Genomic DNA, 25902 nt, shown 5'->3' on the forward strand with positions numbered 1-25902 from the left:
GAACTGCGACTCCGTTGGGCGTGAATCGCGCTGAGGAACCTCGTTGGGCTTAAGGGGGGGGTGCGGACGAAAACTTGGACTACCAGGAGATGTAATGGATGCCTCCCTGCCTACGGGCAGCACAAACGCCGCCAGGAGTACCGAGATGAACAGCGCGACCGTTGTGGGCGTGTGGCTTGCCCGCTAGACAAGCTGGCCCCTCGACTGGATACGGCATCAAAGTGCTCATGGCGTCGTGATAGACCAATGTCTTCACAACCACCAGCGAGGTTCCGTCATGCATCGCCGTATTGCACAAAGCGCGGGGCAAATCATCGGCCAGATGAGCGGCCTGCAGGTCATTGGGCTGGACATCGCCAAGAATGTGTTCCAGCTGCACACCGTGGACATGAGCACAGGCGAGATCGTCAACGTGCAGCTCAAGCGGGCCAAGGTGTTGGGGTACTTCGCCAACCGTGTGCCGTGCCTGATCGGCATCGAAGCCTGCGGCGGAGCGCACCACTGGGCCCGTGAGTTGACGGCGCAGGGTCATACCGTGCGGCTGATCCATGCCAAGGCCGTGCGCCCGTTCGTGAACGGCAACAAGACCGACGCCACGGACGCACGCGCCATATGGCTGGCGATCCAACAGCCGGGCACCAAATTCGTAGGCGTTAAGACGATGATGCAGCAAGCCACGCTCACCTTGCATCGTCAGCGCGAGATGCTGGTGCGGATGAAGATCATGCAGATCAATGCGTTGCGGGGGCTGCTTTACGAGTTTGGAGCCACTTTCGCGCGAGGCAAGAAAGCGCTGTTGGGCGAGTTGGAGCTGGCGCTGGAGGCGCTTGCCAACAGCATTCCACAGTATGTCGCCGACAGCCTGCGCGAGCAGGCCCAGCGCATCAAGCAACTGGCGATGGACATTAAGGCCATCGAGGTGCGGCTTGCTGAGGTCCTGCGCATTGACGTGGACATGAAGCGCGTGGCGGCGATACCCGGAGTCGGCCTGCTCTCGGCTACGGCGGCCATCGCCACGATGGGAGAAGCCAAGGCATTCAAGTCTGGGCGTGAATTCTGTGCCTGGCTGGGTCTGGTGCCCAAGCAACGGGGCACAGGTGGCCGGGTGACTCTGCTGGGGATCTCCAAGCGGGGCGACACCTACCTGCGCACCTTGCTTGTTCACGGCGCTCGTGCGGTACTGAGACATGCAAAAGAGCCCGGCCCATGGCTGGAGAAACTCCAAACCAGGAGGCCGCCGAACGTCGTGATCGTGGCACAGGCGGCCAAGATGGCGCGAACGATCTGGGCCGTCACTGCCCGGCGGCAGGACTACCAACAAGGCCACCAGAGCGCCAGAACGCTTGCGGCCGCGGCTTGAACTGATAGTCAGACATCAACCCGAGAAAGGAGGATGCTAGCCTTTGAAGGCGATGAGGCAGCAACACAGCAGCGTGATGTGAAACAGGTCAGACCAAGACGAGCTAAACCTGGATCAACTACCGGACTTCAAAAGTCCGTCCTAAGAGATGAGGCGTTCGTCAGCGGACTACATCGGGGCCAGTGGACAAGGGGCAACCCAGCATCCACATCACAGGCCGGATACAAGGCAGCAGCCGACTTCTTCACAAAACATTGCGGGTTACTACTCATGGCCGGGAGGCATCCATACAAGGTAGTTCATGTATTCATACGAAGACAGGATTCAAGCGGTCGAGCTGTACGTCAAGCTCGGCAAACGGGTCAAGGCGACGATTCGCCAATTGGGATACCCAACCAAGAATGCGTTGAGAAGTTGGTATCGGGATTACGAGCAGCGGTCCGACTTGCCAAAGGGCTACGCGCGCTCCAAGCCCAAGTATTCTCAGGAGCAGAAAGAGGTGGCTGTCAGGCACTACCTTGATCATGGGAGCTGCATCGCATTCGCCATCAGGTCGTTGGGCTATCCGGGACGCGATTCTCTGCGTTCCTGGATCCACGAATCACACCCGGAACTGCACGTGCGCATCGTCGGTCGATCTAACGCGACAGCGCGGCCGCCAGCGATGAAGCATGCGGCTGTCATCGCGTTGTGCACGCGCCAGGAGAGTGCACAAGCCGTGGCCCAAGAGCTGGGCGTGTGCAGGCCGACGCTGTACATATATGGACTCCCGGTTTGAAACAAGCCGCCAGGCGGCGCTGATCGTGAACTGATCTGCATACGAGTCGATTGCGTACATATATCCGGCGTCACGACGAAGTCGGCGCCTCGATGGAATCCGCGCACCCAGGCCTCAACAACTGGCAGGCCTGAACAGGGCCGGCGTACAACTCAGGTTCCCTGGATGCCGGATCGACCGATATGCCATCAATGAACTGCAGCGCACTTGACAGAACTTGATCAGACTGCGGGGCGATAGTCCTCCTTCTTGGCCAGCAAGACCCAGATCACTCGGGCCATCTTGTTGGCAATCGCGACGATCGCTTTGGGCGCCCCTCGTCGTGCGGCGAGCTCCAACGCCCATGCATGCTTGGCATCGGTCTTCTTGGGAGCGGTTCTGAGAACAGCTCGAGCGCCGTGCACAAGCAAGGTTCGCAGGTACTTGTCTCCGCGTTTGGTGATACCCATGAGTTGTTGCCGGTCGCCGCTGGAATGCTGGCGGGGGACCAAGCCCAGCCAAGCCGCGAAGTGCCTGCCATTCTTGAACTCATGAGGATCCCCAACGGCAGCAACAAACGCGGTGGCGGTCTTGGGGCCGACGCCTTCAATATGGGCAATGCGCTGGCAGGCCTCGTTGCTTTGGAAGACTGCATCGATATGGCGATCAAACGCCTTGATGCGCGCGTCAAGTGCGCTGAGCTCGTCCATGAGCTCAACGAGCATCGTTCGCAGGATAGGCGTCAGCGGGTTGTTCAAGTCCTGCGCGATCCCCGGAACCTCTCTGCGCACTCGGGTCAGGGCTTTGGCGAACACGATGCCGCGCTCGGCCAGGATGCCTCGGATCTGACAGACCAGTGCCGTGCGTTCGCTGACCAGCCGTGATCGAACTCGATGCAGACCCTGTATGTCTTGTTGCTCAATAGTCTTTATCGGAACGAACCGCATGCTGGGGCGCTGCATGGCTTCGCAGATTGCCTCTGCATCATTTCCATCGTTCTTGCTGCCCTTAACGAAGGGGCGAACAAACTGGGGGCTGATCAGGCGAACCTCGTGCCCGAAGCGCATGAATTGGCGTGCCCAATGGTGAGCTGAAGCACATGCCTCCATCGCGATTACACACGGAGCCAGGTTGACAACGAATTCACTGAGTTGGGCCCGCATCAGTCGTCGCCGGAACAACATCGAACCGTCGGAAGCGGCTCCGTGAAGCTGAAAGACGTTCTTGGCTATGTCAATCGCAAGGAAGCGGCAAGCGGTCATGGCGATCTCCTTCGAAGAAGGTTGGGGTTCTCAGTCCAGGGCACATCGTGCGCGCCGGCACGCAGGGAGTCCATCCCATTAACTGGAAAAATCAGCTACTCGGTCGCGAGGCTCCTGCATCCATGAAGCGTCAAAACGATTTACCGCCAGACCCAGAACGGGAGGACCTGGAGCACCAGCTCGAGGCCCTGCGACGCGACATCCGACGATTGAAGCTTGAGCAAGACCTCTTGAAGAAGGCGAATGAAATCTTAAAAAAGACCTGGGCATCAACCGGCAGCTCCTGACCAATCGGGAGAAGACGCTGCTGGTTGATGCCCTGAGGCAGACGTTTTCCCTCGGGGAACTGCTCAACGAAGTGGGCTTGGCCCGCAGTTCCTACTTCTACCATCGAACACGGCTCGATGCTGCGGACAAGTACGCCGAGGTGCGACGAACCCTCACCGACATCTTCGAGCGCAACCACTGCTGCTATGGCTATCGTCGGCTGCAGGCTTCGCTGAACAGGCAGCGCGCGAACATCTCGGAGAAGGTTGTGCAGCGGCTGATGAAGCAAGAGAGCCTGGTCGTTGCCCGACCGAAGCGGCGCAGGTACGGCTCATACCTGGGAGAGATCAGTCCGGCGCCAGACAACCTTCTGAACCGAGACTTCGGGGCTGCAGCGCCCAACGAGAAGTGGCTCACCGACATCACGGAGTTCCAGATCCCGGCCGGCAAGGTGTATCTGTCTCCCATGATCGACTGCTTTGACGGCATGGTCGTCAGCTGGTCGCTCGGTACACGCCCGGACGCTGAACTCGTCAACACGATGCTGGACGCGGCCATCGAGACGGTGATCGATACCGAAGACAGGCCTGTGGTTCACTCCGATCGCGGTGCCCACTATCGCTGGCCTGGGTGGCTCTCGCGCATCGCCGATGCGAAGCTGATTCGCTCGATGTCGCGCAAGGGGTACTCGCCTGACAACGCGGCGTGCGAAGGCTTCTTCGGCAGGCTGAAGACTGAGCTGTTCTATCCTCGCAACTGGCAGTCCACAACCATCGAACAGTTCATACAGGCGGTGGACTCCTACATCCGTTGGTACAACGAACAGCGGATCAAGATCTCACTGGGCTCTCTCAGCCCCATCGAATACAGAGAGAGTCTTGGACTTACGGCATAAACCAGTCCAAGTTTTTATCCGCACCCCCTGCTGATCACGATTGCACTGGCGCTAACACCCTACTGTTCGGCAGCGGGGAAACCCGGCTGCTCCGGAGGCCCTGAGGGAGGTCAGCAGCTCGATCGTGCGCGAAGTTGGCTATCTTGGTCGCCCGCGCGTCCCAGCAATCAGGCGCACATGGTTGTGCAGAACATCGCATCGCTGTCAATCGGAACGCAGGCCGCACGCCCAACAGATCATGCTGGACTCGCGTGCTCTGGGACTGGTGGTCAACACTGTGATGCGCTGGCGACGGCGAGCGCTATGGCACGCCAGATCCAATGTACGACGATCCTGGCTCGATCACCAGCGAGAGCACGCGACTGACCACCGCCCTGAACCGATCGACGCTGAGCTACGTCTATGACTTCGGGGACTACTGGGACCACCGCATCAGGTCGAGAAGAAGATCGCACCGATTCCGGAGTTCGTGCTCCCATTCTGTGCCGGCGGTGCCTGTGCAACTCCGCCCGACTGTGTGGGGGCGCGAACGACTTGGACGCGAATGAACGGGAGCGGATCCGACAAGCACGGGGCCGGCCCATCGCCGAGGCGCTGCATGCCTGAATGATCGCCCAGCGGCTGAAGGTTCCCGACGGTCCAACGATGACGAAGGCGTTGAACTACAGTCTGAAGCGCTGGGCAGCGCCGAACGCACTACCTGGACGATGGCAAATTGCCCGTGGGCAACAACTGGGTGAGGACCAGATCCTGCCGATGGCCGTGGGCAGAGGCAACTGGCTGTTCGCTGGGAGCGTGCGTGCCGGTCAACGCGCCGCTGCCGTCATGAGCTTGATCGAGTCAACGAAGCGCAACTCAAGTCGCGCATGGTACCTAACGCACTTCGTTGATGTAGACGTGGTCCTTGGTTAACGCACGCCGCACGCCGACGATAGTGGGAACGTTGGACTGATCGAAAGCAACTTCCTCGATCATCATGATGGCAGCAGGTGTCTGTATACCAAGAAGCCGAGCATCGTCAGCCGAGGCGAGTTCGGCGCTGAGCTCTTCTCTCACTGCCGAAATTTTGATCCCATACCGCTCGACAAGAAAGGTATAGACGAGTTGAGGAACGTCTTCGTTTTTAAGGGGAAAATCCGGCACGCGTTCAGCCGCCAGAATGAAAGTGTCGAGCATTACCGGTTGCGCGTTCACCAAGCGAAGACGCTCGAGTCGAATAACGTCGGCACCGGCGTCGAGTCCAAGCTTTTCCTGCACCACGGAGTTCGCCTTTTCACGCACTACAGCAAGCACCCGAGCTTCGGAATGGACCAGCGAGCCGTCTCGTCTGTGCAGTCGGAAGTACTTGAAGAAGTACCTCAGTCCTCGATGTGCAGTGCGCCCAGTAACGACCGTTCCCGTCTTGCGTCGACGGCTCAACAGACCCTCTGCTGCGAGATCGAGCAGAGCGCGCCTCACCGTTCCGACTGCGACACCCATGGTGTTGGCCAGCGAGATCTCGCTGGGCAACACATGACCTGGTGGCCAAGCCCCCAGGTCGATGGCCTCGGAAATCTGGCGCTTGACGACTTCGTGCAGCGGCGAACTCGACAGTTCAGTGATGCGCTGCACAGGCGAGTTGTCGCCTGCCGTCTGCGCGGATCGTTCTTCGACTTCGAGCATCTGTTCCCGTCCGGTGGCTTAACTGTAATGTTTATATTTTGCCAGGAATAGGTCGCACGTTTGTGCCCGGTCGATAGCCTAGCCCCTCGGGGGCCGACTCGGGCGTGGGGCCTGTTTGGTGCCTCCGCGGTCAATCCAGAACTGCCATTTTTTGGTCGCGACTCCGCCTTGGAGAGCTTTCTTCCGGTGAAGTCATCGGGATCGATCGGAAATCGTGAATTACTCGGTTCCGCAGATCTCGAGGATTGCGATCATGTAGATTCGGATCATGTCCAGGTAATCGGCGATGTCGACACGTTCGTCAGGCATCGTGTTATAGCGGCCGCCGGGACCGCAGACCACGCCTTCCATTCCGGCCGCCCCATACAAATGCCCCGCGTCAGTCCCGAAGAAGCCAGCGGGCTTGATGGCGCCAGTCGGTTGCTCCATGCCGCGCACTTTCCTGAACGCTTCGTTGACAACCTTGACGATGCGAGAGTTCTTGTCGACCTCGAAGGGCGGCATGGTCGGGCGTCCCGTGTGCTTCTCGGCGAGGACGGTGGCTTTCAGGCCAGGGTGTTCTTTTTCGAGCGTGTCCAGCAATCGCCGCAGGTCACCCAAGGCATCGGCTTCAGTCTGGCCCGGTGCGTAGCGACACACGCCACGCAAGCGAACAAAGTCCGACACCTGCGGCGGACGCCATCCGTGCAGGTCCCTGCCTAGTGCGCCATTGACGATGCCGACGTGGCCGCGGTTGATCGATCGATGCTCCTCGCTCTTTGCGTTGCTGAAGGTCATGGCATTGATTCGCGGGATCAATGCGCACGCTGCCGCAATGGCATCGACTGCTTCTTCACGCTTGGACAGATGGCGAGTGACACCTGTCAACTCGATCGTGTACGACAGCGAGGCTGCGTGCATCGTTACCGCGGACAGGTCGGTCGGCTCGCTGTTGATGAAGTAGTCTGCACGTACGCCCTGCTGAATGGCCGCCAGTGTCCCGACGCCCCCCTGAAGCTCGCCGACCACGAAGGTGAGCACGACGTCGCCCTTGACCCTAACGCCGGCGTCGATCAATGTCTTCACCGCGCAGAAGTACGCAGCATCACCGGCCTTCATGTTCGACACACCGATGCCATAGATGAACTTGTCGTCCACCGTGCCGGCCCATGGGTCAACCGTCCACCCCTCCGAGACGGGGTTCGTGTCGAGATGGCCGTTGAACAGCAGGCTCTTTCCGCCGCCGGTGCCCTTCCAGGTGCCGATTGCGTTCACGCGGGTTTCGTTGACGGGGGTCAGAGCTGCCTCGAGGCCGAGGGAGCGCATCTGCTCGACCATGTATTGCGCCAGCACGCGCTCGTCATCGGTTTCTGGATAGCTCTTGTGCTGCACCATCCTGGCGAGAAACTCGAGGGCAGCGGACTCGTCAACATGGTCCAGCAACTGATCAACATTCATGGGGCAACTTCCAATTCAGGAGCAAGGTTGGCGTAGTCGCCAACCGGAGTGGGTACGGCGTCGAGCAAGGAGCGCGTGTAGGCATGCCGCGATGGAGAATCCACCTCGGCGGTTTCGAGGAGGTCGACCAGGTCGCCGCGGTACATGACGGCGATGCGATGGGCAATCTGGCGCACGAGGTTCAGGTCATGCGTGATGAACAGGTAGGCGGTGCCGAACTGCTTTTGCAGCTCGATGAGAAGCTCAACCACCGACGCCTGCACGGAAACGTCGAGCGCCGAGGTAATCTCGTCGCAAATAACCAGTTTGGGACGTGACGCGAATGCGCGGGCAATTGCGACCCGTTGCTTCTCACCGCCCGAGAGCTGATGCGGGAAGCGGTTCATGTACTCACGCGGCAGGCGTACCTGTTCCAGGAGGTCGCCGATGATCTGTGTGTATTGGCCTGACGGCGTGTCGGTGTACAGCTTCAACGGTCGCGACAGGATGTCTCGCACGCGTTGGCGCGGATTGAGCGAGGCGTCGGGGTGCTGGAAGATCATCTGCACATCCCGCCGGTAGAGCTTCCCCATGTCCTTCGCGCCATTAATCTGTTTGCCTGCGAAGAAGAGCTGGCCCTCGAAAGGATTGAGGCCGGTCAGGGCCTTGGCCAGTGTCGACTTGCCGGAACCGGACTCACCCACCACGCCGAGAATCTCACCGGGCTTGACCGCAATGCTGATGGCACGGTTGCCGACGACGCTGGCTTTGCGCTTGCCGAGCAACCTGGCGAATGCCGAGACGCCGCCATAGGTCACGCTCAGCGCTTTGGCTTCGACCAACGCTTGGCCGCCGGTCTTTGGGGGGGCGCCAACGAGGCGGTGATCGGGCCGAGGCACGGCGCCGATCAGCCGCTTCGTATAGGGATCGGCTGGATGGGTGAACACCTGTTCCACGTCGCCTTGCTCGACGATGACGCCTTTGTGGATCACTGCCACCCGGTCGGCCACCTGGGAGACCAGTGCAAGGTCGTGCGAGATGTACAGTGAGGCAACGTGCGTTTCGGCCTGGAGCTCGGCGAAAAGATCAAGGATCTGCCGTCCAGTGATGACATCCAACGCGGTGGTCGGCTCGTCGAAGATGATGCATTCCGGCCTGCACGCGAAGGCTGTGGCGATCACGACGCGCTGCTTTTCTCCACCGGACGCTTCGTGTGGGTAACGGCGCATCATCCCCGTTGGGTCCTTGAGGCCGACGCGCTCGAGCATGTCAATGCCCTCCATGGCTGCCTGCTTGCGGGTCAGGTTGCGATGCCGGACCAACACTTCCGTCAGCTGCTCCCCGAGCGACAGGGTTGGATTCAGAGAGGTACTCGGATCCTGGAACACCATGCTGATGCGGCGCCCTCGAATGGAATCGATTTGCTTCGGAGTGACCTTCAATAGGTCTTCGCCGACCAGCTTGATGCTCCCGCTTGTCTCGATGGCGTTACCCGCTAGGTAGCGCATGATCGACCAGGCGAGCGAAGTCTTCCCGGAGCCGGACTCGCCAACGAGGCCGAGCACTTCGCCGCGATCGATCGTTAGGTTGAGATTGGCCAGTGCATGGAAGCGACCGTTCGGTGTCGCATAGTCGAGCGAGTAGTCTTTGACTTCAAGGACGTGATCCATGATAGGCCTCAGGTTTTGGGGTTGAGGGCATCACGAAGACCGTCCCCCAGAAGGTTGAAGCCGATGGCGACCATCGCCACGGCGGCGCTCGGCCAGAGGATCATCCAAGGGCTCAAGTGCATGAACTTTCGAGCCTCGGCGGCCATCAGGCCCCACTCGGACGCGGGAGGTTGTGCGCCTAAGCCGAGGAAGCTCAGCGTCGCGAAAAGCATGACTGCGAAGGCCACGCGGATCGTCATCTCGACAACGACGGGCGCCACCACGTTCGGCAGCATCTCACGCAGGACGACGTACAGGCTTGATTCGCCGCGTGCGATTGCGGCACTGACGAAGTCCTGCTTGCGGATCGCCAGCGCCACGGAGCGGGTGATGCGGGTCATGCTCGGCACGAACGCGATGGCAATGGCCAGCACCGCGTTGATCTCGCCCTTGCCCATCAGGTTGACGATGAGCAGCGCGAACAGCAGGCTCGGGATGGCCATGACTGCGTCGATCGTACGCATCACGATCTCGTCGAATCGACCGCCGAGGAAGGCGCACAAGGTTCCGATGAAGGCGCCGATCAAGCTGCCGATGGCAGTGGCCATGAACGCCAGAACGACCGTGGCGCGAGCGCCGTAGAGAATCCGGCTCAGCAAATCCCGTCCGTACTGGTCGGTGCCTAGCCAGTTTGCCGCGCTGGGCCCCTTGTAGCGCGACAGCGGTGCCATGTCGTCGGGACTGTGAGGCGCCAGATAAGGGCCGAACAGCACCATCACCATGACGAGCCCGATGATCAGCATCCCAAGCTTGCCTTGCGGCGAGCGCATGAGGCGCGCGAAGAAATGGGTGGATCCGAGCTTTCCCGCCGAAGAAGACGCGACGCTGAGCTTTTCGCTCTGGAGCGGTGTGGCAATATCACTCATACTGAATCCTCTTGTCGAGCGCCGCGTAGGCCATATCAGCGACGAAGTTCACGACGCAATAGGTCGCGGCCATGATGAGGGCACCGGCCTGGATGGCGGGCAGATCACGGTTCTGGATGGCAACGATCAGTTGGCGTCCGATGCCTGGGAGGGCAAAGATTTCTTCAACGACGATGACCCCACCCAGGAGGTAGCCCACGTCAAGGGCAACGATCGTGATGGTGGGTAGAAGCGAGTTGCGCAAGCCGTGCTTGAAGAGGACCGCATGTTTCGACAGACCCTTGAGACGGGCCGACCGGATGTAGTCCATGTGCAGCACATCAACCAGCTCGGAGCGGACCATCCGCGACACGTGCGCAATCAAGATGACCGAGACCGTGATCACAGGCAGCGCCAGATGCCGAAGTCCGCCGGAAAAGCTCTCCGAAAGCGGGATGTAGCCGGTCGCGGGAAGGATCTGCCAGAAGTCGGCAAAGACCAGCACCAGCAGCGTCGCCGTCACGAACTCTGGAAGCGACACGCCGACGTACGACACGACGCTCACAAGTACGTCGGCAATCTTGCCGCGGCGCACGGCCGCGATGATGCCCAGCGGGACGGCGATCATCAGCATGAAGCTGATCGACAGGAAGGCCAGGGTCAGCGAACGACCCAACGCCTCCATCATCACCGGAGCGACGGCTTGCCCGGTGCGCATCGACTCGCCGAAGTCACCGCGGATCGCTCCGGTGAACCAGTGCAGGTATTGCTGCCAAAGCGGGGCATCGAGACCCAACTGATCTCGCAACGCCTGCAGCGCATCGGGTGTGGCGTTTTCACCCAGCATCATCACCGCAGGATCGGCGGGCAACACCTGGGTGATGACGAAGACAAGGATCGACACGACCAGGAGCGTGTAGACGCTCAGTCCGATCCGTTTGAGGAAGTAGCTTAGCGACATGGTTGCTCCAAGCGAGGGCGTGCTTTAGGCGCGCTTCGGGGCGCCGTCGCCCAGCGAAACGTAGTCGAGACGGTAGACCAGGCCACGCGGGTTGACCTGGTAGCCCTCGACATAGCTGCGCTTGACGCGAAGCAGATCGAAGTACACCGGAATGATGGAAGGCACTTCGTCCGTCATGAGTCTTTGCGCTTCGGCGTACAACTCGGTGCGCTTCTTCGTGTCCGCCGTCGCGCGTGCGTCGGCCACCAGCTTGTCGAAGATCGCGTTGTTCCAGTGCGTCTCGTTCCAGGAAGCGTTCGACGTGTACAACAGAGAGAAGATCGAATCGACGGTCGGCTGCATGTTGTAGAAGCCGACGTAGAAGTTGCCTTTCTTCCAGACCTGTTCCAGATAAGTGGCATGCGGCATCGTCTGCACATTGATGTTGAAGCCAGCAGGCTTGGCCATTTCTCGAAGGGCAACGGCCATTTGCGTGCGGATCGACGGATTGTCGGATGCGATCAGTGTGACGGTGAGGCCTTTGTCGTGGCCCGCTTCGGCCAGCAGCTTCTTCGCCTGCGCAATGTCCCGCTTGCGCGGCGGCAGCTCCTTGTAGAAGGGATAGGACGCGCTGACGGGGTTGTCGTTCGCAACGGTGCCGTAGCCTTCGGCAACGAAGTCCACCATTGCGGGGCGGTCGACGGTCAATGCGAGCGCCTTGCGGACCCGCACGTCGTTGAATGGCTTCTGGTTGCAACCGAGATTGATGTTGCAGAACACGCCCGACGGCAGCTTCAGGGCGTTCACACCGGATGCAGCCTTTAAACGCGCGAACTCAGCGGGCTGCACCAGCGCCATCAGATCGGTATCACCGGCGATCAGCGCGGAACCCTCGGCCGTCGCGTCTGGATATACCCGGACTTCAATGCGATCGAGGTAGGGACGCGCCTTGTCGTAGTAAGCCTCGTTGCGTGCGACAACCACGATACGCTCTGGCTCAAAGGTCACGAGCTTGAAAGGCCCCGTGCCAATGGCTTCGCGATTAAGTCGGTCCAGCCCCTTCTGCAGCACGGAAGCCGGAACGATCTTGGCGCTCGGGAATGCCAGGGAGACAGGCAGATCCGCGTAGGGCGACGACAGGACGAACGCCACGGTGCTCTTGTCAGGAGCGCTGACGCTCGCGATCGGGCCGATGTTCTGGCGGCCCGGCGAGGCGGTCTTTGCATCCAGGATGGCCTGGATGCTCGCGACAACATCAGCAGAAGTGCATGCCGAGCCGTCATGGAAAACTAGTCCTGGGCGCAGCTTGAAGGTCCATTGGGTCAGATCGGGAGAACTGGTCCAGGACTGGGCGAGATCGGCCTCGGGGGCCATGGTCGGGCCAATCCGCGTGAGCCCAGAGTACAAGAGTTCGGCAACCAAGTACTCCGGCGTCACGCGCGCGACCAAGGGGTTCAGCTTGTTGACTGCCTGATTGATGCTGACGCGCAGCGTACCGCCGCGTTTTTGCGGGCCGGCAGCAAAGGCCGATGACATGGGAAAGGACAGCGCAGCCAACGAGGCTGCAGCCCCGAGGAAGTCGCGACGGTTCGCAGCAACAAGGGTGTTCATGCGGAATCTCTCGATGGTGGTTGCCCTCGGGAAGCGGAGTGCAAATGCGCTGGCAAACGGGAGGTATTCGTCTTGCCACGCACATTACTATAAAGTTTATTGTTTTCAACAGCAGGGGGGAAAACAGCGGCTTGACAGATGACTTAATTTTGTGCAAGCAAAGAGATGCGCTCTCTTCCTGGACGGCACGCCGCAACCAAGGGCAACTAGGCGACGGGGTATTGCGGTCTGCCACGCACGGCTGCGTCTCCCACTCAGAAACCACACTGAGGCGTAGCGGCATGATCACAACGCCGCAACCACGGGCACGAGGGTGTTGCTGCGGCGAGGGTCGAAGATTGGCTAGGTCAATCACCGCTGGCGCAATGTGTTCTACCTACTGCTCCGAAGTCGGCCGCCGAGCGGGGCGCAATCCACGTATTGAGCGCGATGTTCACGCGTTATGCGCGGTCACCCCCTGCTACGCCCCTCATTGAGTAGAAGTTGCCTCACTGTCGACAGTCCATGTCACAGCGCCTAGGACCAATGAGCGGCCTGGAGGACCCCAAGCAGTACGCGTCGCACTTCTGCGATGGCTGCATCGCGCAGTGCATCGGTTCGCCACCCGACTTCCACCGCGTAGCGCGGCATAGTCAACGGACAGGCAAACATCTGCAGTCCCGTTCGCGCCGCGATCGCCGAGGCGGCATGTTTGGGGATCGTCGCGATGGCGTCGCTGCCAAACAGAAGGTGAGGAAGCGCGGCGAAGTGCGTCGTCGAGGCGACCACGCGGCGCGGTCGCCCGATGGCCGCAAGCACCTCGTCCACCACGCCGATGAAGCCGCCGGAGGAAATGAGCAAGTGGTCTCTGCGGACGTACTCCGGCAAGGTCAGTCCTCGTGTGGACGGTGCATACGCAGGATCCATGAGGCACGCGTAGCGGCCCTGGCCAATCGCCTCGTGGCCAAGCAGACGCGAGGATAGGCCGCCCGACACCACGGCGACATCGGCGAGCCGCGCTTGCAGCATGTTGCCTACCACCAGGCTGTGCGTCTGGCGGAACGCCAATCGCAATCCGGGTGCCCGGGCCGCCACCGCATCGATGAACAGCCGTCCGAACGCAACCTCGAAGTCGTCTGACAAGCCGACAACGATCGAGCGGCCGTGGAAGTCATTGCCACCGCTGCCGCTCATGGACAAGCTCTGGCGACACTTGTTGAGCCCCTCGCTGATCAGAGGTTTGAGCTCTTGCGCCCTTAGCGTCGGCACCAGCCCGCGGCCGGTGCGAGTAAAGAGTTGATCGCCATAGGTCTTGCGCAGCCGCGCAAGGGCCGCGCTCACAGCCGATTGAGTCAGCCCCAACCTCACCCCCGCTCGCGTAGCGCCGCCCTCTTCGTACAGGGCTTCGAAGACCTTCAGAATGTTCAGATCAACAGCGCCGATATCAATAATGGTCATATCAATCACAAGCAGAACGGTATTGATTGATTTTGCCGTGGATTCAATACTCGCAATATTCCTTCACACCTTCGATCTCCCATGGCCAAAACCAAAGTAGCCGCGCTTCAAGTCGGCGCTCTTCCCACTGGCAAAAAAGCTACCCTGGACCTCGTGCTGGGCTTCGAGGAAAAGATCATTGAATCCGGCGCGTCCGTGGTGGTGATGCCAGAAGCACTGCTGGGGGGCTACCCGAAGGGCGAGATCTTCGGCACGCGCCTAGGCTATCGGCTTCCGGAGGGGCGTGAGGCCTATGGCCGCTACTACTCCAATGCCATCGACGTTCCCGGGCCGGAAACAGATGCGCTCGCGGGCCTCTCGCGCCGGGCAAAGGCGAGTCTGGTGGTCGGCGTGATCGAGCGCGGCGGCAACACCCTCTATTGCTCCGCCCTGTTCTTCGAGCCTGAGAGCGGGCTGATGGCCAAGCATCGCAAGCTGATGCCGACCGGCACCGAACGCCTGATTTGGGGCCAAGGCGACGGCTCAACGCTTCCGATCGTTGATTCAGCCGCAGGTCGCTTGGGTGCAGCCATCTGTTGGGAGAACCACATGCCGCTGCTGCGGACAGCGATGTATGCGAAGGGGGTGCAGATCTGGTGTGCACCGACGGTGGACGAGCGCGATGTCTGGCAATGCTCCATGCGCCACATCGCGCACGAGGGACGCTCCTTCGTGATCAGTGCGTGTCAAGTGCAGCAGTCCCCGTCCCAGCTTGGAATCGAGGTGCCGAATTGGGAGCCATCCCGCCCCCTGATTCGCGGAGGCAGCCTGATCGTCGGACCGTACGGCGATGTGTTGGCTGGTCCCCTCTTCAACGAGGTCGGGCTGGTCGTGGCCGACATCGATACCGAGGAACTAGTGCGCGCGCGCTACGACTTCGACGTGGTGGGGCACTACGCACGGCCGGACGTTTTCACATTGAGCGTGGACACGAGGCAGAAGCGCCCGGTCGAATTCAACTGAGCCTACGGCAATGAGCGCACAGTTGCCGATTTTGATCGTCCAGATGGGACGCCCGCCGCACGACGTGAGTGAAGTGCTGGGCGAACAACCGGACTGGTTTCTCGCCGCGCTAGCTCCCGCGAACCTCGACGTGCTGGTGATGCGCCCGCACATGGGCGAGCCGTTGCCGCAACCAGGCAGCTTTGCTGGCGCGGTAATTACTGGCTCATGGCACATGGTGACCGATCTCCATGACTGGAGTGAACGCACGGCCGAGTGGATCCGCCAGCTGATTGCTGCGGATGTGCCGCTGCTCGGCGTCTGCTACGGACATCAGCTCATGGCCCACGCCCTTGGCGGGCTTGTGGGCTACCACCCGCGAGGTCGGGAACTGGGCCTCCAGACCATCCGACTGTTGCAGGAGAGCATCAACGACCCCCTCCTGGCACACATCCCCGGCGAGTTTCCGGCGCTACTGACGCACGCACAGACGGTGCTGGTCAAACCACCCGGCGCTGTGGTCCTAGGTGCCTCGGAACATGATGAAAATCAGATTCTTCGCTACGGCCCGAATGCCTTTTCCATCCAGTTTCATCCGGAGTTCACGCCGGCGATCATGTCGTTGTGCATCCAGCGACGCAGAACCATCCTCGAACAAGAAGGCGCAGGCGTCGAACGGCTGCTCCTTAACCTTGCGCCTACGCCCGATGCTCACGCGATTCTCATGAAGTTCGCCACCACAGCCGCACAGGTGTCGACTGACTTTCGGTAACCGAGGCGAACTCCAGCGCGCGGGATCCATCAGGTGCGCGATAGCCGTTGTGGACGTCCTTATCCTTATCGATGCAACAACGACTGCCTATGATCCAGCCCCCCTCTTTCATCGGAATCAGCTCTGGGCGCAATTGGAAATACACCCGTCGTAAGACTTCGGAGGGTGGTACCGGAGGGCAGTGCATCTGTATACGTGAAGTTGGAGTACTTCAATTCAACTGGTTCATACAACGATCGCAAGGCGAAGACGATGGCCGCAACGGCGTCAACCTCTTAAGCATCGGGCCGCTGGGCGGCGATCACACGTATCCTTGACGGACGGCAATTCAACTTTTTAGGGCACCACTAGCGCATGCGTCACTTGGACTGCAGTTGTGCTCCGACGTAGGCAACGCACTCCACAAGGTTGAGGGCAGCCAGCAGCAAGAACTTCTCGGCGTCAGTTCGCACGCGCAGCAGGTCGTGCTGGCCAAGGTGGCCATAAACAAACGCCAGCAGGTAGCGCTCGGGTCGGTCAACGCAGAACCTTGTGATCATCTGCTCGACGAGGTCTTGCGGCACGCCCTCGGTGAACTTCATCGTCGCCGTCAGCCGCTGCACGCAGATTTCCTGGACGTCTTCAGAGATCGTTGGCAAGGCGTGCCCGCAGTGCTTCATGGCCTGGAGGGCGACCAGCAGAACGTGGATCGGCACCTCAAGCTGCAGCATGTCGACCCCGTAGCGAGACAACACGAGGATGGAGGCCAGCAGGCTCGGCTGCTGGACGTAGGTTTCGTCAGCCAGCTCAACCTTTTGTTGGGCGCGCATGCGGTCGATGTCGATGTTCGCCCGGACCATCACGGCCTGCGTGAGCAAGGTCATGGTGCCGCGTCGGACGCTGGCTGCCATCGGTGCGGGCAGCAAGTCCTCGATCCGGCTCAATTTTCGGAGGCAATCAACACAGTGATAGTCGGCAGCAGAACTCGCCAGCTTGAGACCTCGGGCTGGCTCAAAAACACCGATAAAACGCCGCTGCCCATCCGCTCCCGAATCGCAGACAAGGGGCCGCGACACACCAAGGTGTGCAGTGCACGAAATGGCATTGAGCAGGGTCATCTCCGACTGCACGTCAGTGGAAGACCGTCCGTACGTCCGATACAGCCGCACGTATGCGTGCGGCTTCTGGGAAGAACCGAGCCGCATCGTCCAATTCACGCCTGGGACTGCACTGCTGAGACTCCCCCTAAACCATAGTTAGCTCGCAGGTAAGAGGCGACGGTTGCTTCATTCTGCTCCCCATGACTGCTTGGACGGCCCATGTGCTTAAGTGGTTTCTGCGGACATGTCGTGAGTGAGCAGGCGTCTGCTTTCAGCGAATTCTGCCCCTGCAACAGTAGTTCCGCGCCCTACCGGATTTTATCCGTCGCGGCTCTAGCCCGGCTGCACAGCTCCGTTTTCAGGAGAATCCGTGATCTCCTCGTGCGGCAGCGGAGTCGTATGCCCCCGTATGGCACTGACAAGGGCCAGAAAAAAGGCTATCTCTCTCAGGAACCGCTTCAATGCTGAATACCGTTCGCCTAACGCTGCCGTAGAACACCCTTACACGTCAAAACAGAGTTACGGTCGTTTTCCACACAGTGAAGTGATCCTTCGTATTCAGCTCAGGTTGCTTCGGCCTCGGCGGGGGGAAGCTGACGCTCGATCGAAGCACGGCGTCGAGGTGCACTGCTGCGGGACAAGACCTTGAACCCCCGATCCCGCGCAATGAACGCGGCGAGCATGTGCGGAACCAGCACTACCGCATCGACCGGCCCATGCAAGCGGCTGTACACCTCGGCATAGGCCTCGAGTTGCACCTTCAGTTCTCCCGACACTGTGATTGTCAGCTTCACGCTCTCAGTTCGTGGCAGCGCGCCCAGGCTCAATCGACTCACACCTTTGCTCATTGCGAACTCCCGCGCTTGAAGAACACCGGCCGGTACGGCCGCAGGACAAGGTCCTTGCTCACCATGACACGCATTGGAAACCCCGGCCGGATCGTCAGCGCCGGCTGAATGCTCGCATTGCGCTTGGTGATCTCCTGCCCCACCTCGTTCACCGTATCCTGCGCCCCTTCGCGCACAGCGATCACGAGGCGACTCCCGTCCTGATCCGTCTTGTTCTGCGGCGCCGCCAGCTCGGCCCCTACACCGAGCAGCGTCGACAGCGCCGCACCGGCGAGGATGCGGTCCCAGTGCCAGTCGACGCCATCCTCCAGCCCCGCATAGCCGGCCGGATCGATCCCCGGCAACCGATCCAGCACCACCGACGACGTGTCCGGCAGGATCAGCCGCGTCCACACCAGCAGCACGCGCCGCTGCCCGAACGCCACCTGGCTGTCATAGCGCCCGATCAGCCGCGAGCCCTGCGGGATCAGCAGATTGCGGCCCGTGGCTGTGTCGTAGACCGCCTCGGTCACCGTGGCGATCACCTGCCCCGGGAGGTCCGAGTTGATGCCCGTCACCAGCGCCGCCGGGATGATGGTCCCCGCCATGACTTGGTAAGGCGAAGCCGGCAGCTGCAGGCTACCGGTATTGCGCGTGGCCGTGTCACCGGCCTTCGCCAGAAACGCTTCCTTGCGGTCCTGGCGGTTCTGCGCCATCACAGGATCAGCCGGCGAATCCACGGCGGGGTTCATCGCGCCCAACGGATTGAACGGCTGCTGACCTGCCGTCAGTGCGGACTCATGGGTAGTAGTTGCGGACATGGCGTTCTCGGCAACAGCCCCTCGCTTCGCAGAGACACCGCCGCTGCGCCGGAAGAACACCGACGACCGCGCCGCCTCCTCGGCCGTCAACCGTTCGGCCTGCGTCGGATCGACGCCCTGCCCCGCCCTCACGTCCATCGGCTGCTGTGCCTTCGCCATGGCCGACCCGAGGTCTCCTGGCAGTGGTGGACCCAGCACCGGTGGCGCCGGCTGCAACGTCGGCGGCATCCCGGCATAGTCCTTCGGCAACTGGTCCAGCCCGTCCGCGCGCGCCACGCGGTCCACGTTGTACAGCTCGGCGGCCGGATTGCGCTCACGTCTCTGCGATTGCAGCGACCACATCGTACCGCCGAGCACGGCCGCGGCCAGGGTGCCGGCGCCGACCGCCAGCATGCGACGGTTGAGCCGCACGACCGACCTGGGCTGCGCGCGCAGGGCCACCGTCTCCGGTGCGACCTTCGGCGCCACCTTGGGCGACGGTGGTGGCACGGTATTCTTCTCACTCATGACCCATCGCTCCGTGCACCCTGAGCGCCGCCGATCGCGCCATCCGTGCGCTCGATGCGCACGACCTCGGCCCTGCCGTCCTTGAAGCCACCCAGCCGCAGCTCCGCCGCGCCGAAGAGGCGATCCACGACGTAGTACGGCGAACGGAAGCGGTAGTTCACGAGCTGCCCATCGCCCTGCGGCCCGATCACGAACAGCGGCGGCAGTTCGCCCTGCGCGATGCCGCCGGGGAACTGGATGTAGACCTTCTGCCCGTCGTCGAAAGCGCGCAGCGGCTTCCAGGACGGCGCATCGCCGCTGATCGCATAGCGGAACCGGATCTGCTCCACCGACAGGCCCGCATCCACCGGCGCCGCGGCCTGCGCCTCCCTCGCCTGCTTCTGCAACGCCAGCATCCGGTCCTTCGGATAGTCCCAGGACACCGATGCCATCCAGGCCTGCGGCGTCGAGGACAGTTCCAGCAGGTAGGTGCGCCGGTTCGTCGTGATGACCAGGTTCGTCTTCAGGCCCACGCGCGTGGGTTTCACGAGCACGTGGACACGCTGGTTCGCACCGCTGCCGCTGACCGTGTCCCCCACGATCCAGCGCACGGTGTCGCCGGCCGAGACCGCGACCAATTCTTCGCTCTCCTGCAGCGCGATGACGGTCACGCGGCCCGGGCTGGTGTAGACCTGATACAGCGCGCCGTCCGCATATGGCCAGACCTGGATCGCGTTGACGTAGCCCTAGCGCGTCGGCGCGACACGGGCCTCCTCATTGGCCCGCGAGACACGGACTTTCTCGTCGGCGGGCTCGGGCGCCGGTTTCGCCTGCGATTCGTTCGGCAGCGCCTTCAGCTGCCCGGGCAGCGGCAACGGCTTCGGCACCTCGACCACTTCGACGGGCTGAGCCGGTTCCGGCACCGGCTGCGCGGCGGCGGCCACGGGCCCGTCCAGCGGGATCGCCGGCGGCGGCTTGCCCTGGGTGGCGCAACCCGCGGCGACCGCCACTACGCTCAGCAGGATCGGCGCAGATACGCCTCTACGGAAATCAGTCTTCATGGCTTGGTTCCTTTCGCTGTGTCCGTCGCGTCGAGCTCGCGGCTCCAGGACAGGCCGTTGACGTAGATGCCCAGCGGGTTCCTGCGCAGCCGCTCCTCGGTGCGCGGCGCCTGCAGCACGATCGCGAGCACCGCGGTCCAGCGCTCCAGCCCAGCCGCTTCGCCATTGACGTAGCGCCGTTCCGTCCAGCGCACCTGGAACGACGAATCGCTCGCGCGCACCACGCTGTTGATCTGCACCGCCACCGAGCTCTCTCCGATGCGCGCGAACGGATCGTTGGCACGTGCGTAGTCGTTCAGCGTCGCGGCGCCGCGGTCCGTCGTGTACTCGTACGCTTCGAGCCAGTTCTGCCGCACCACGATCGGATCGATCGACAGCGAGCGCACGTCGGTGATGAAGCGCGCCAAGTGGTGCGCGATCTGGGCGTCGCTGGGCTTGTAAGGCGTGGCCGCCTCACCGACCGCCCGCACTTGGCCGGCGCTGTCCACCTCGACGACATAAGGCGTCACGATGGATTCCGCCGAGCGCCAGACCAGCCCGCCGGCCATCAGCAGGGCCAGCGAAAGGCAGCCGAAGGCCATGACCCGCCAGTTCTTCGCCTGCACGCGTGCGCTGCCGATGCGTTGGTCCCAGACCTGCGCCGCGGCTTGATAGGGGGTGACGGGCTCGGGCGTGTCCGAGTACCGCACCTGGGGTCGCTTGAATCGCATGGATGGTTCTCCGCAAAAAAAGAAACCGGATCAGGCGTTGGACTCGTCGCGCAGGCTCGGACCCGTGCCGCTGCCGCCGTGGTCGCCCGAGCGCAGCACGTGTGCCGTCGTCGAGGCCGCATGGCTCAGCTGCTGCTTGCGGCGCATCTGCCGGGCCCATGCCGGTTCGGGGGTTGGTCCGCCGGCCTCGCCCGCACCGGGAGAGGCCGCATTCCCCGGGGTCGCAGGCGCCGCGGCATCGGCCACGAAGCTCGCCATGCGGTCCTTGACTGCCCTGGCGCCGGACGCGACACGCTGGCCGACGGCCCCGGCACCGGTTTTCGCGAGATGGGCGAGACCGGCACCGGCCGCGCGCACGCCACCCGCGCCGGATGCCGCGGCGCCCGCCTGGTAGGTTGACTTCGCGCCGCTCGCCAGGCCACTGGCCGAACGTGCGGCCGCCGCGCCGCCACCGATGGCCGCGCGCGCCGCGCCGGCCGCCATGCGCGCCCCCGCGGCCACGGCGGAACCTGCTGTCGCCACGGCCGCGCCGCCGGCGACCGCCAGGCCCGCCGCGCCCAGCGCCGTCCCCGCCGCCGCGCCGGCACCGAGCTGCGGCGCGCCGGACACCAACCCCGTCGCGATCCCCGGCCCGAAGATCCCCAGCCCCAGCATCGCAAGCGCTGCCAGCATGATCGTCAGCGCATGGTGAATCGACGGCTCGGCCCCGGGCGGCGTGCGGAACTCCGCGAAGAGGCCGGTGCCGATCCCCACGATCACGGCCAGCACCAGCACCTTGATGCCCGAGGACACCACGTTGCCCAGCACCTTCTCGGCCAGGAACGCGGTCTTGTTCCACAAGGCGAAGGGCACGAGCACGAAGCCCGCCAGCGTCGTCAGCTTGAACTCGATCAAGATCACGAAAAGCTGCACCGCGAGCACGAAGAAACTCACGATCAGCACCAGCCAAGCCAGGAACAGCACGGCGATGGTGTCCAGATGGGCAAAGGTCTCGGGGAAGCCCGTCATCTCGCCGATCTGCTCCATGATCGGCCGGCCGGCCTCGATGCCGATCTGCGCGAGCCGGCCCGGCTGCAGGAACTGCGCCTGGGTCAGGCTGGAGCCCGAGGCCACCAGGCCGAGCCCCGCGAACGAGCGGAACAGCACCCCGGCCAACTGGTTGAAGTGGCCGATGATGAAAGCGAACGCGCCCACATAGAGCACCTTGCGGATCAGCCGGGCGATCACGTCATCGCCCTGCCCCGCCGCATGGCTCATGGCCCAGAGCAGCCCCGCCAGCGTCATGTCGATCACGACCAGCGTGGCCGTGAGGAACGCCACCTCGCCATGCAGCAGGCCGAAGCCCGAATCGATGTAGCGCGAGAAGACATCGAGGAAGCGATCGATGACCGCGACATCGTCCATCGCGTCAGTCCTTGGCGCCTGTGCCGGCGGGCGGCGAAGGCGGTGTGGCCGGTGGCGGGACCGGGTCGTTCGCGTACGGCGATGGGCCCCCGCTCATGAAGCGCTGGCGCGTGGCCTCGGCCACCGCCTGGCACTGCGCGTCGCCCATCCGGGCATGGTCGGCCTTGCACTGCGCGCGCAGATCCTTCAGCCGCTCGGGATTGGCGACGAGGGATTCGACGGACTCGATCGCGGGCCGGGAAGGCTCGGACTTGCCGCAGCCGGCGAGCGCCAGGGCGGCGACGGCCGTAGTGATGAGGAACAGGTTCTTCATGGACGTGCCCTCAGTGGCCATAGAAATTCACGTTGTAGGGCGTGTACGCTGTGCCGCTGCCCATGAAGCGCCGGCGCACCTCGCGCGCACGCTCCTGCACCGCCACCTGCCGCGCCTGCTCCAGCGCTGCGGCGCGGTCCTGCGTGATCTGCAGCTGCTGCGCCTGGATCGCCTGACGCGACTGCAGCGCCAGCAACTGGTTGGTCGCCTGCATTGCCTGCAAGGCGCCCGTGGCCGACTGGCTGCGGTTCACGAGATCCGTGAGCGCCCGCTCGTCGGAGGCGAAGTTCTGCATCGCCTGCGACTGCACCTGCGTCGCGGTGCGCAGGGCTTCGAGCGAATTGCGCCAGCGCTGCCGCGCATCGCCAGCCATCTGCGCGCCGGACATGCCCGCGGAAAACGACTCCGGATAGAGCCGCTTGAACTCGTCCTCCATGCGCGAGACGTTGAAGGCCAGCCCCTGCGCCTGCTGGATCAGCTGGTTCGTCGCCGCCAGCGTCGACTTGAGCTCGGACAGCGCGCTGAAGTCCAGGCCCTGAAGGTTCCTCGCCTGGTTGCGCAGCATCTGCGCCTCGTTCTGCAGCTGTTCGACCTGGTTGTTGATCTGCTCCAGCGCGCGGGCCGCCGTCAGCATGTTCTGGATGAAATTGGACGCATCGAACACGGTGTCGCCGACGCCGAAGATGGCATGCGCCGGCGGGGCCACACCGAAAGCGATCGCACCGGCCGCGACCAGCGCGGCGATCCGGGGTTTGAAGGAAGACGGGAGGTTCATGGCATTGGCTCCTGCGGGGTTGAGTAAAGGGATTCAAACGAAGGAATGAGGTCGGCCGCCCAGCCGAGCCCGCGGTGGCGCAGCCAGGCGGCCGCGAAAACCGAAGGCATGCGCGCGAACGGCGACGCCTCGACCGAGGCCTGCACGCGGTCGATCTCACGCTGATCCTCGGGCGAGGCCGCGCCGGCAAAGGCGAGCGCCACCGGCCCGAGCCCGAGCTCGAAGACCCGGTTGCCCAGGCGCGACTGGTAGTAGTAGTCGCGTTTGGGCTGCGCCGTGGCGACGATCTCGATCTGCCGGCGGTTGAGCCCGAAGCCCTCGTAGATCATGCGGATCTGCGGCTCGGTGGCCTGCGGGTTCGGCAGGAAGATCCGGCTCGCGCAGCTCTCGACGATCGCAGGCGCGATGCTGGAGTTCTGGATGTCCGCGAGCGACTGCGTCGCGAAGATCACCGAGACGTTCTTCTTGCGCAGCGTCTTGAGCCACTGGCGGATGCGCGCGGCGAACACCGGGTCGTCGAGGAACAGCCAGGCCTCGTCGAGGATCAGCAGGGTCGGCGCGCCGTCGAAGCGTTCGTCGAAGCGCGCGAACAGGTAACCCAGCACGGCCAGCACCGCCGCCTTGCTGTGCATCAGCTCCTCCATCTCAAAACACTGGATGGAGGACGCCCCGAGCCGGTCCCGGTCCGCGTCGAGCAGCCGCCCGTGCGCACCACCGAGCACATAGGGCGCTAGCGCCTGGCGCAGGGCATTCGACTGCAGCAGGACCGCCAGACCGGTCATCGTGCGCTGTTCGGACGGCGCGGTGGCGAGGCTGGCCAGTGCCGACCACACCATCTCCCGCTCGGCCGGCCCGACCTCGATGCCTTCCTGACGAAGCCGGCCCTCCACCCACTCCGCCGCCCAGGTGCGGTACCCGTCCTGGTCGATGCGCGCCAGCGGCTGGAACGCGATCTCGCCATCAGTCCCGAGGTCGTAGTGCTCGCCGCCGAGCCCGAGGATCGTGGCCCGCAACGAGCGCCCCATGTCGAAGGCCAGGAGCCGCGAGCCGGAATAGCGCCGGAACTGCAGCGCGAGCGTGGCGAGCAGCACTGACTTGCCCATGCCCGTCGGCCCGACCACCAGCGTGTGCCCGACGTCACCGATGTGCGTGACCAGCCGGAACGGTGTGGCGCCATCGGTGCGCGTCACGATCAGCGGCGGGCCATCGAGATGCGCATTGCGCTCGGGACCCACCCACACGGCCGACACCGGCATCATGTGCGCGAGGTTCAGGGTCGAGACGATGGGCTGGCGGACGTTGGCGTAGGCGTGGCCCGGGATCGAGGACAGCCAGGCCTCGACCGCATTGAGGGTTTCGGGAATCGTCACGAAGCCGCGGCCCTGGATCGCGCGTTCCACCGCGCGCAGCTTCTCGTCGGCTGCCGCGGCATCGGCGTCGAGCACCGTCACCGTGGCGGTCACATAGCCGAAGGCCACCTGGTCGCTGCCGAGTTCCTGCAGCGCCGCATCGGCATCGGCCGCCTTGTTCGAGGCGTCCGAGTCGACCAGCGCGCTTTCCTGCTGGAAGATGGTCTCGCGCAGCAGGGCTACGATGTTTTTGCGCTTGGCGAACCACTGGCGGCGCAGGCGCACGAGCTCCTTCTCTGCCTCGGCCTTGTCCAGGCACAGGAAGCGCGTGCTCCAGCGGTAGGCGAAGCCCAGGCGATTCAGGTCGTCGAGCAGCCCCGGCCAGGTCGACGTCGGGAAGCCGCGCACCGTCAGCACCCGCAGATGCCGGCTGCCGAGCATCGGCGCCAGTCCGCCCGTCAGCGGCTCGTCGGCCAGCAGTGCATCGAGGTGCATCGGCACCTCGGGCACCGCGACCGCATGCCGGCGCGTGGACACGCAGTCGTGCAGGTGGGTCAGCGTCTGCGCATCGTCGAGCCACTCGACCTCGGGCATCACGCCTTCGAGCAGGCCGAGGAAGCGCTCGGTCTCGGAGACGAAGGTCTCCAGCCGTCCCTTCCAATCCGATCCGTCCGACGCATTCGATCCATCCTGGACGTCGGTCCCAGCGCGCTCATAGAGCAGCCCCGCGGCGCGCGCCTTCGACTCCTCGGGCGGCAGGTACAGCAAGGTCAGGTGATAGCGGCTCTCGAAGTGGCTGGCGTCCTCTTCGAAGGCTGCACGGCGCTCCGCGTCGACCAGCCAGGACAGCGCCTCGGGGAACGACGACTCGGGATAGCCAGCCGCGTCGCGCCGCTCGGCTTCCACAAACAGCGCCCAGCCCGAGCCGAGCCGGCGCAGCGCGTTGTTCAACCGCGCCGACGTGGCGATGAGTTCGCCCTGCGTCGCGCTGTCTAGATCCGGTCCGCGGAACCGCGCGGTGCGTTGGAACGCGCCGTCCTTGTTGAGCACAACCCCGGGCGCGACCAGGCCCGCCCAGGGCAACCAATCGGCCAACAGCGCCGGGCATTTACGGTATTCGGCGAGATTCAACATGGCGTCTCTCCTGCTCGCGTCACGTATCC

General features: G+C 63.2%; 21 protein-coding genes and 4 pseudogenes. 8 read left to right on the forward strand and 17 right to left on the reverse strand.

Going from position 1 to position 25902, the window contains the following annotated elements; genetic code table 11:
* Positions 1-322 precede the first annotated feature (322 nt).
* Positions 323-1360 carry an IS110 family transposase gene (locus ACAM55_RS14155; RefSeq protein ID WP_369656398.1) on the forward strand — a complete coding sequence of 346 codons (1038 nt, stop codon included), beginning with the start codon at positions 323-325 and terminating at the stop codon, positions 1358-1360.
* A 301-nt stretch (positions 1361-1661) separates the two neighbouring features.
* Positions 1662-2117: pseudogene (locus tag ACAM55_RS14160) on the forward strand (IS3 family transposase); the annotation flags it as partial.
* 242 nt (positions 2118-2359) lie between these two features.
* Here the strand turns inward: ACAM55_RS14160 and ACAM55_RS14165 are convergent.
* A complete protein-coding gene (locus ACAM55_RS14165) occupies positions 2360-3379 on the reverse strand; it encodes an IS110 family transposase (RefSeq protein ID WP_369652172.1) in 1020 nt (339 codons plus the stop codon).
* Positions 3380-3459: 80 nt separating this feature from the next.
* On the opposite strand from ACAM55_RS14165, the pseudogene ACAM55_RS14170 reads away from it, so the two are divergent.
* The 3 genes and pseudogenes from ACAM55_RS14170 to ACAM55_RS14180 all read left to right on the forward strand — a co-directional run.
* Positions 3460-4541: pseudogene (locus ACAM55_RS14170) on the forward strand (IS3 family transposase); the annotation flags it as partial.
* A 320-nt stretch (positions 4542-4861) separates the two neighbouring features.
* Entirely contained in the window at positions 4862-5089 is a 228-nt protein-coding gene (locus ACAM55_RS14175; RefSeq protein WP_369652173.1) for a hypothetical protein, read from the forward strand.
* A 103-nt stretch (positions 5090-5192) separates the two neighbouring features.
* A pseudogene (locus tag ACAM55_RS14180) lies at positions 5193-5396 on the forward strand (transposase); the annotation flags it as partial.
* A gap of 18 nt (positions 5397-5414) precedes the next feature.
* Here the strand turns inward: ACAM55_RS14180 and ACAM55_RS14185 are convergent.
* From ACAM55_RS14185 to ACAM55_RS14215, 7 genes are all read right to left on the reverse strand, one after another.
* Positions 5415-6203 carry a GntR family transcriptional regulator gene (locus ACAM55_RS14185; protein ID WP_369652174.1) on the reverse strand — a complete coding sequence of 263 codons (789 nt, stop codon included), beginning with the start codon at positions 6201-6203 and terminating at the stop codon, positions 5415-5417.
* 219 nt (positions 6204-6422) lie between these two features.
* On the reverse strand, positions 6423-7640 hold the full coding sequence (locus tag ACAM55_RS14190; protein WP_369652175.1) for a M20 family metallopeptidase: 1218 nt from the start codon (positions 7638-7640) through the stop codon (positions 6423-6425).
* Positions 7637-9289 (reverse strand): dipeptide ABC transporter ATP-binding protein, encoded by a 1653-nt coding sequence (locus ACAM55_RS14195; RefSeq protein ID WP_369652176.1) that lies wholly within the window; start codon positions 9287-9289, stop codon positions 7637-7639. The genes ACAM55_RS14190 and ACAM55_RS14195 overlap by 4 nt, the downstream gene beginning before the upstream one ends.
* A gap of 8 nt (positions 9290-9297) precedes the next feature.
* Entirely contained in the window at positions 9298-10194 is an 897-nt protein-coding gene (locus tag ACAM55_RS14200) for an ABC transporter permease (RefSeq protein ID WP_369652177.1), read from the reverse strand.
* On the reverse strand, positions 10187-11134 hold the full coding sequence (locus tag ACAM55_RS14205; protein ID WP_093012329.1) for an ABC transporter permease: 948 nt from the start codon (positions 11132-11134) through the stop codon (positions 10187-10189). The genes ACAM55_RS14200 and ACAM55_RS14205 overlap by 8 nt, the downstream gene beginning before the upstream one ends.
* A gap of 24 nt (positions 11135-11158) precedes the next feature.
* Positions 11159-12724, reverse strand: coding sequence for an ABC transporter substrate-binding protein (locus ACAM55_RS14210; RefSeq protein ID WP_369652178.1), 1566 nt, complete (start codon positions 12722-12724; stop codon positions 11159-11161).
* A gap of 516 nt (positions 12725-13240) precedes the next feature.
* Positions 13241-14161, reverse strand: coding sequence for a LysR family transcriptional regulator (locus tag ACAM55_RS14215; protein ID WP_369652179.1), 921 nt, complete (start codon positions 14159-14161; stop codon positions 13241-13243).
* A gap of 81 nt (positions 14162-14242) precedes the next feature.
* On the opposite strand from ACAM55_RS14215, the gene ACAM55_RS14220 reads away from it, so the two are divergent.
* The 3 genes from ACAM55_RS14220 to ACAM55_RS14230 all read left to right on the forward strand — a co-directional run bounded on the left by ACAM55_RS14220 (position 14243) and on the right by ACAM55_RS14230 (position 16193).
* The gene (locus tag ACAM55_RS14220) at positions 14243-15163 is read left to right on the forward strand and encodes a carbon-nitrogen hydrolase family protein (protein WP_369652180.1); all 921 of its coding nucleotides are present in this window, start codon (positions 14243-14245) and stop codon (positions 15161-15163) included.
* Positions 15164-15173: 10 nt separating this feature from the next.
* On the forward strand, positions 15174-15914 hold the full coding sequence (locus ACAM55_RS14225) for a glutamine amidotransferase (protein ID WP_369652181.1): 741 nt from the start codon (positions 15174-15176) through the stop codon (positions 15912-15914).
* Between the two features lie 165 nt (positions 15915-16079).
* Positions 16080-16193, forward strand: coding sequence for a hypothetical protein (locus tag ACAM55_RS14230; protein ID WP_369652182.1), 114 nt, complete (start codon positions 16080-16082; stop codon positions 16191-16193).
* A gap of 80 nt (positions 16194-16273) precedes the next feature.
* Here the strand turns inward: ACAM55_RS14230 and ACAM55_RS14235 are convergent, their stop codons facing one another.
* The 9 genes and pseudogenes from ACAM55_RS14235 to trbE form a co-directional block, all read right to left on the reverse strand.
* The gene (locus tag ACAM55_RS14235; protein WP_369652183.1) at positions 16274-17011 is read right to left on the reverse strand and encodes a hypothetical protein; all 738 of its coding nucleotides are present in this window, start codon (positions 17009-17011) and stop codon (positions 16274-16276) included.
* Between the two features lie 545 nt (positions 17012-17556).
* Positions 17557-17841 (reverse strand): DUF2274 domain-containing protein, encoded by a 285-nt coding sequence (locus ACAM55_RS14240; RefSeq protein WP_369652184.1) that lies wholly within the window; start codon positions 17839-17841, stop codon positions 17557-17559.
* Positions 17838-19148 (reverse strand): TrbI/VirB10 family protein, encoded by a 1311-nt coding sequence (locus ACAM55_RS14245; protein WP_369652185.1) that lies wholly within the window; start codon positions 19146-19148, stop codon positions 17838-17840. The genes ACAM55_RS14240 and ACAM55_RS14245 overlap by 4 nt, the downstream gene beginning before the upstream one ends.
* Positions 19145-20188, reverse strand: a pseudogene (trbG, locus tag ACAM55_RS14250) (P-type conjugative transfer protein TrbG). The gene ACAM55_RS14245 and the pseudogene trbG overlap by 4 nt, the downstream one beginning before the upstream one ends.
* Positions 20185-20898: a conjugal transfer protein TrbF gene (gene trbF, locus ACAM55_RS14255; RefSeq protein WP_369652186.1), complete on the reverse strand. Its 714-nt coding sequence runs from the start codon at positions 20896-20898 to the stop codon at positions 20185-20187. Before trbF ends, trbG begins: the two are co-directional and overlap by 4 nt.
* Positions 20899-20928: 30 nt before the next feature.
* Positions 20929-22302, reverse strand: a complete 1374-nt coding sequence (gene trbL, locus ACAM55_RS14260; RefSeq protein ID WP_369652187.1) for a P-type conjugative transfer protein TrbL — start codon at positions 22300-22302, stop codon at positions 20929-20931.
* Between the two features lie 4 nt (positions 22303-22306).
* Positions 22307-22615, reverse strand: a complete 309-nt coding sequence (locus tag ACAM55_RS14265; protein WP_369652188.1) for an EexN family lipoprotein — start codon at positions 22613-22615, stop codon at positions 22307-22309.
* A gap of 10 nt (positions 22616-22625) precedes the next feature.
* On the reverse strand, positions 22626-23390 hold the full coding sequence (gene trbJ, locus ACAM55_RS14270) for a P-type conjugative transfer protein TrbJ (RefSeq protein ID WP_369652189.1): 765 nt from the start codon (positions 23388-23390) through the stop codon (positions 22626-22628).
* A complete protein-coding gene (gene trbE, locus ACAM55_RS14275) occupies positions 23387-25873 on the reverse strand; it encodes a conjugal transfer protein TrbE (RefSeq protein ID WP_369652190.1) in 2487 nt (828 codons plus the stop codon). Before trbE ends, trbJ begins: the two co-directional genes overlap by 4 nt.
* Between the last annotated feature and the right edge of the window lie 29 nt (positions 25874-25902).

It is taken from the genome of Variovorax sp. V213, assembly GCF_041154455.1.
In the GTDB taxonomy this organism is placed as follows: Bacteria; Pseudomonadota; Gammaproteobacteria; order Burkholderiales; family Burkholderiaceae_C; genus Variovorax.

Excerpts from the sequence above, each read along its gene's own strand:
- ACAM55_RS14155 (WP_369656398.1), top strand. The coding sequence starts at position 323 with ATGAGCGGCCTGCAGGTCATTGGGCTGGACATCGCCAAGAATGTGTTC.
- ACAM55_RS14165 (WP_369652172.1), bottom strand. The coding sequence starts at position 3,379 with ATGACCGCTTGCCGCTTCCTTGCGATTGACATAGCCAAGAACGTCTTT.
- ACAM55_RS14175 (WP_369652173.1), top strand. The coding sequence starts at position 4,862 with ATGTACGACGATCCTGGCTCGATCACCAGCGAGAGCACGCGACTGACC.
- ACAM55_RS14185 (WP_369652174.1), bottom strand. The coding sequence starts at position 6,203 with ATGCTCGAAGTCGAAGAACGATCCGCGCAGACGGCAGGCGACAACTCG.
- ACAM55_RS14190 (WP_369652175.1), bottom strand. The coding sequence starts at position 7,640 with ATGAATGTTGATCAGTTGCTGGACCATGTTGACGAGTCCGCTGCCCTC.
- ACAM55_RS14195 (WP_369652176.1), bottom strand. The coding sequence starts at position 9,289 with ATGGATCACGTCCTTGAAGTCAAAGACTACTCGCTCGACTATGCGACA.
- ACAM55_RS14200 (WP_369652177.1), bottom strand. The coding sequence starts at position 10,194 with ATGAGTGATATTGCCACACCGCTCCAGAGCGAAAAGCTCAGCGTCGCG.
- ACAM55_RS14205 (WP_093012329.1), bottom strand. The coding sequence starts at position 11,134 with ATGTCGCTAAGCTACTTCCTCAAACGGATCGGACTGAGCGTCTACACG.
- ACAM55_RS14210 (WP_369652178.1), bottom strand. The coding sequence starts at position 12,724 with ATGAACACCCTTGTTGCTGCGAACCGTCGCGACTTCCTCGGGGCTGCA.
- ACAM55_RS14215 (WP_369652179.1), bottom strand. The coding sequence starts at position 14,161 with ATGACCATTATTGATATCGGCGCTGTTGATCTGAACATTCTGAAGGTC.
- ACAM55_RS14220 (WP_369652180.1), top strand. The coding sequence starts at position 14,243 with ATGGCCAAAACCAAAGTAGCCGCGCTTCAAGTCGGCGCTCTTCCCACT.
- ACAM55_RS14225 (WP_369652181.1), top strand. The coding sequence starts at position 15,174 with ATGAGCGCACAGTTGCCGATTTTGATCGTCCAGATGGGACGCCCGCCG.
- ACAM55_RS14235 (WP_369652183.1), bottom strand. The coding sequence starts at position 17,011 with ATGACCCTGCTCAATGCCATTTCGTGCACTGCACACCTTGGTGTGTCG.
- ACAM55_RS14240 (WP_369652184.1), bottom strand. The coding sequence starts at position 17,841 with ATGAGCAAAGGTGTGAGTCGATTGAGCCTGGGCGCGCTGCCACGAACT.
- ACAM55_RS14245 (WP_369652185.1), bottom strand. The coding sequence starts at position 19,148 with ATGAGTGAGAAGAATACCGTGCCACCACCGTCGCCCAAGGTGGCGCCG.
- trbF (WP_369652186.1), bottom strand. The coding sequence starts at position 20,898 with ATGCGATTCAAGCGACCCCAGGTGCGGTACTCGGACACGCCCGAGCCC.
- trbL (WP_369652187.1), bottom strand. The coding sequence starts at position 22,302 with ATGGACGATGTCGCGGTCATCGATCGCTTCCTCGATGTCTTCTCGCGC.
- ACAM55_RS14265 (WP_369652188.1), bottom strand. The coding sequence starts at position 22,615 with ATGAAGAACCTGTTCCTCATCACTACGGCCGTCGCCGCCCTGGCGCTC.
- trbJ (WP_369652189.1), bottom strand. The coding sequence starts at position 23,390 with ATGAACCTCCCGTCTTCCTTCAAACCCCGGATCGCCGCGCTGGTCGCG.
- trbE (WP_369652190.1), bottom strand. The coding sequence starts at position 25,873 with ATGTTGAATCTCGCCGAATACCGTAAATGCCCGGCGCTGTTGGCCGAT.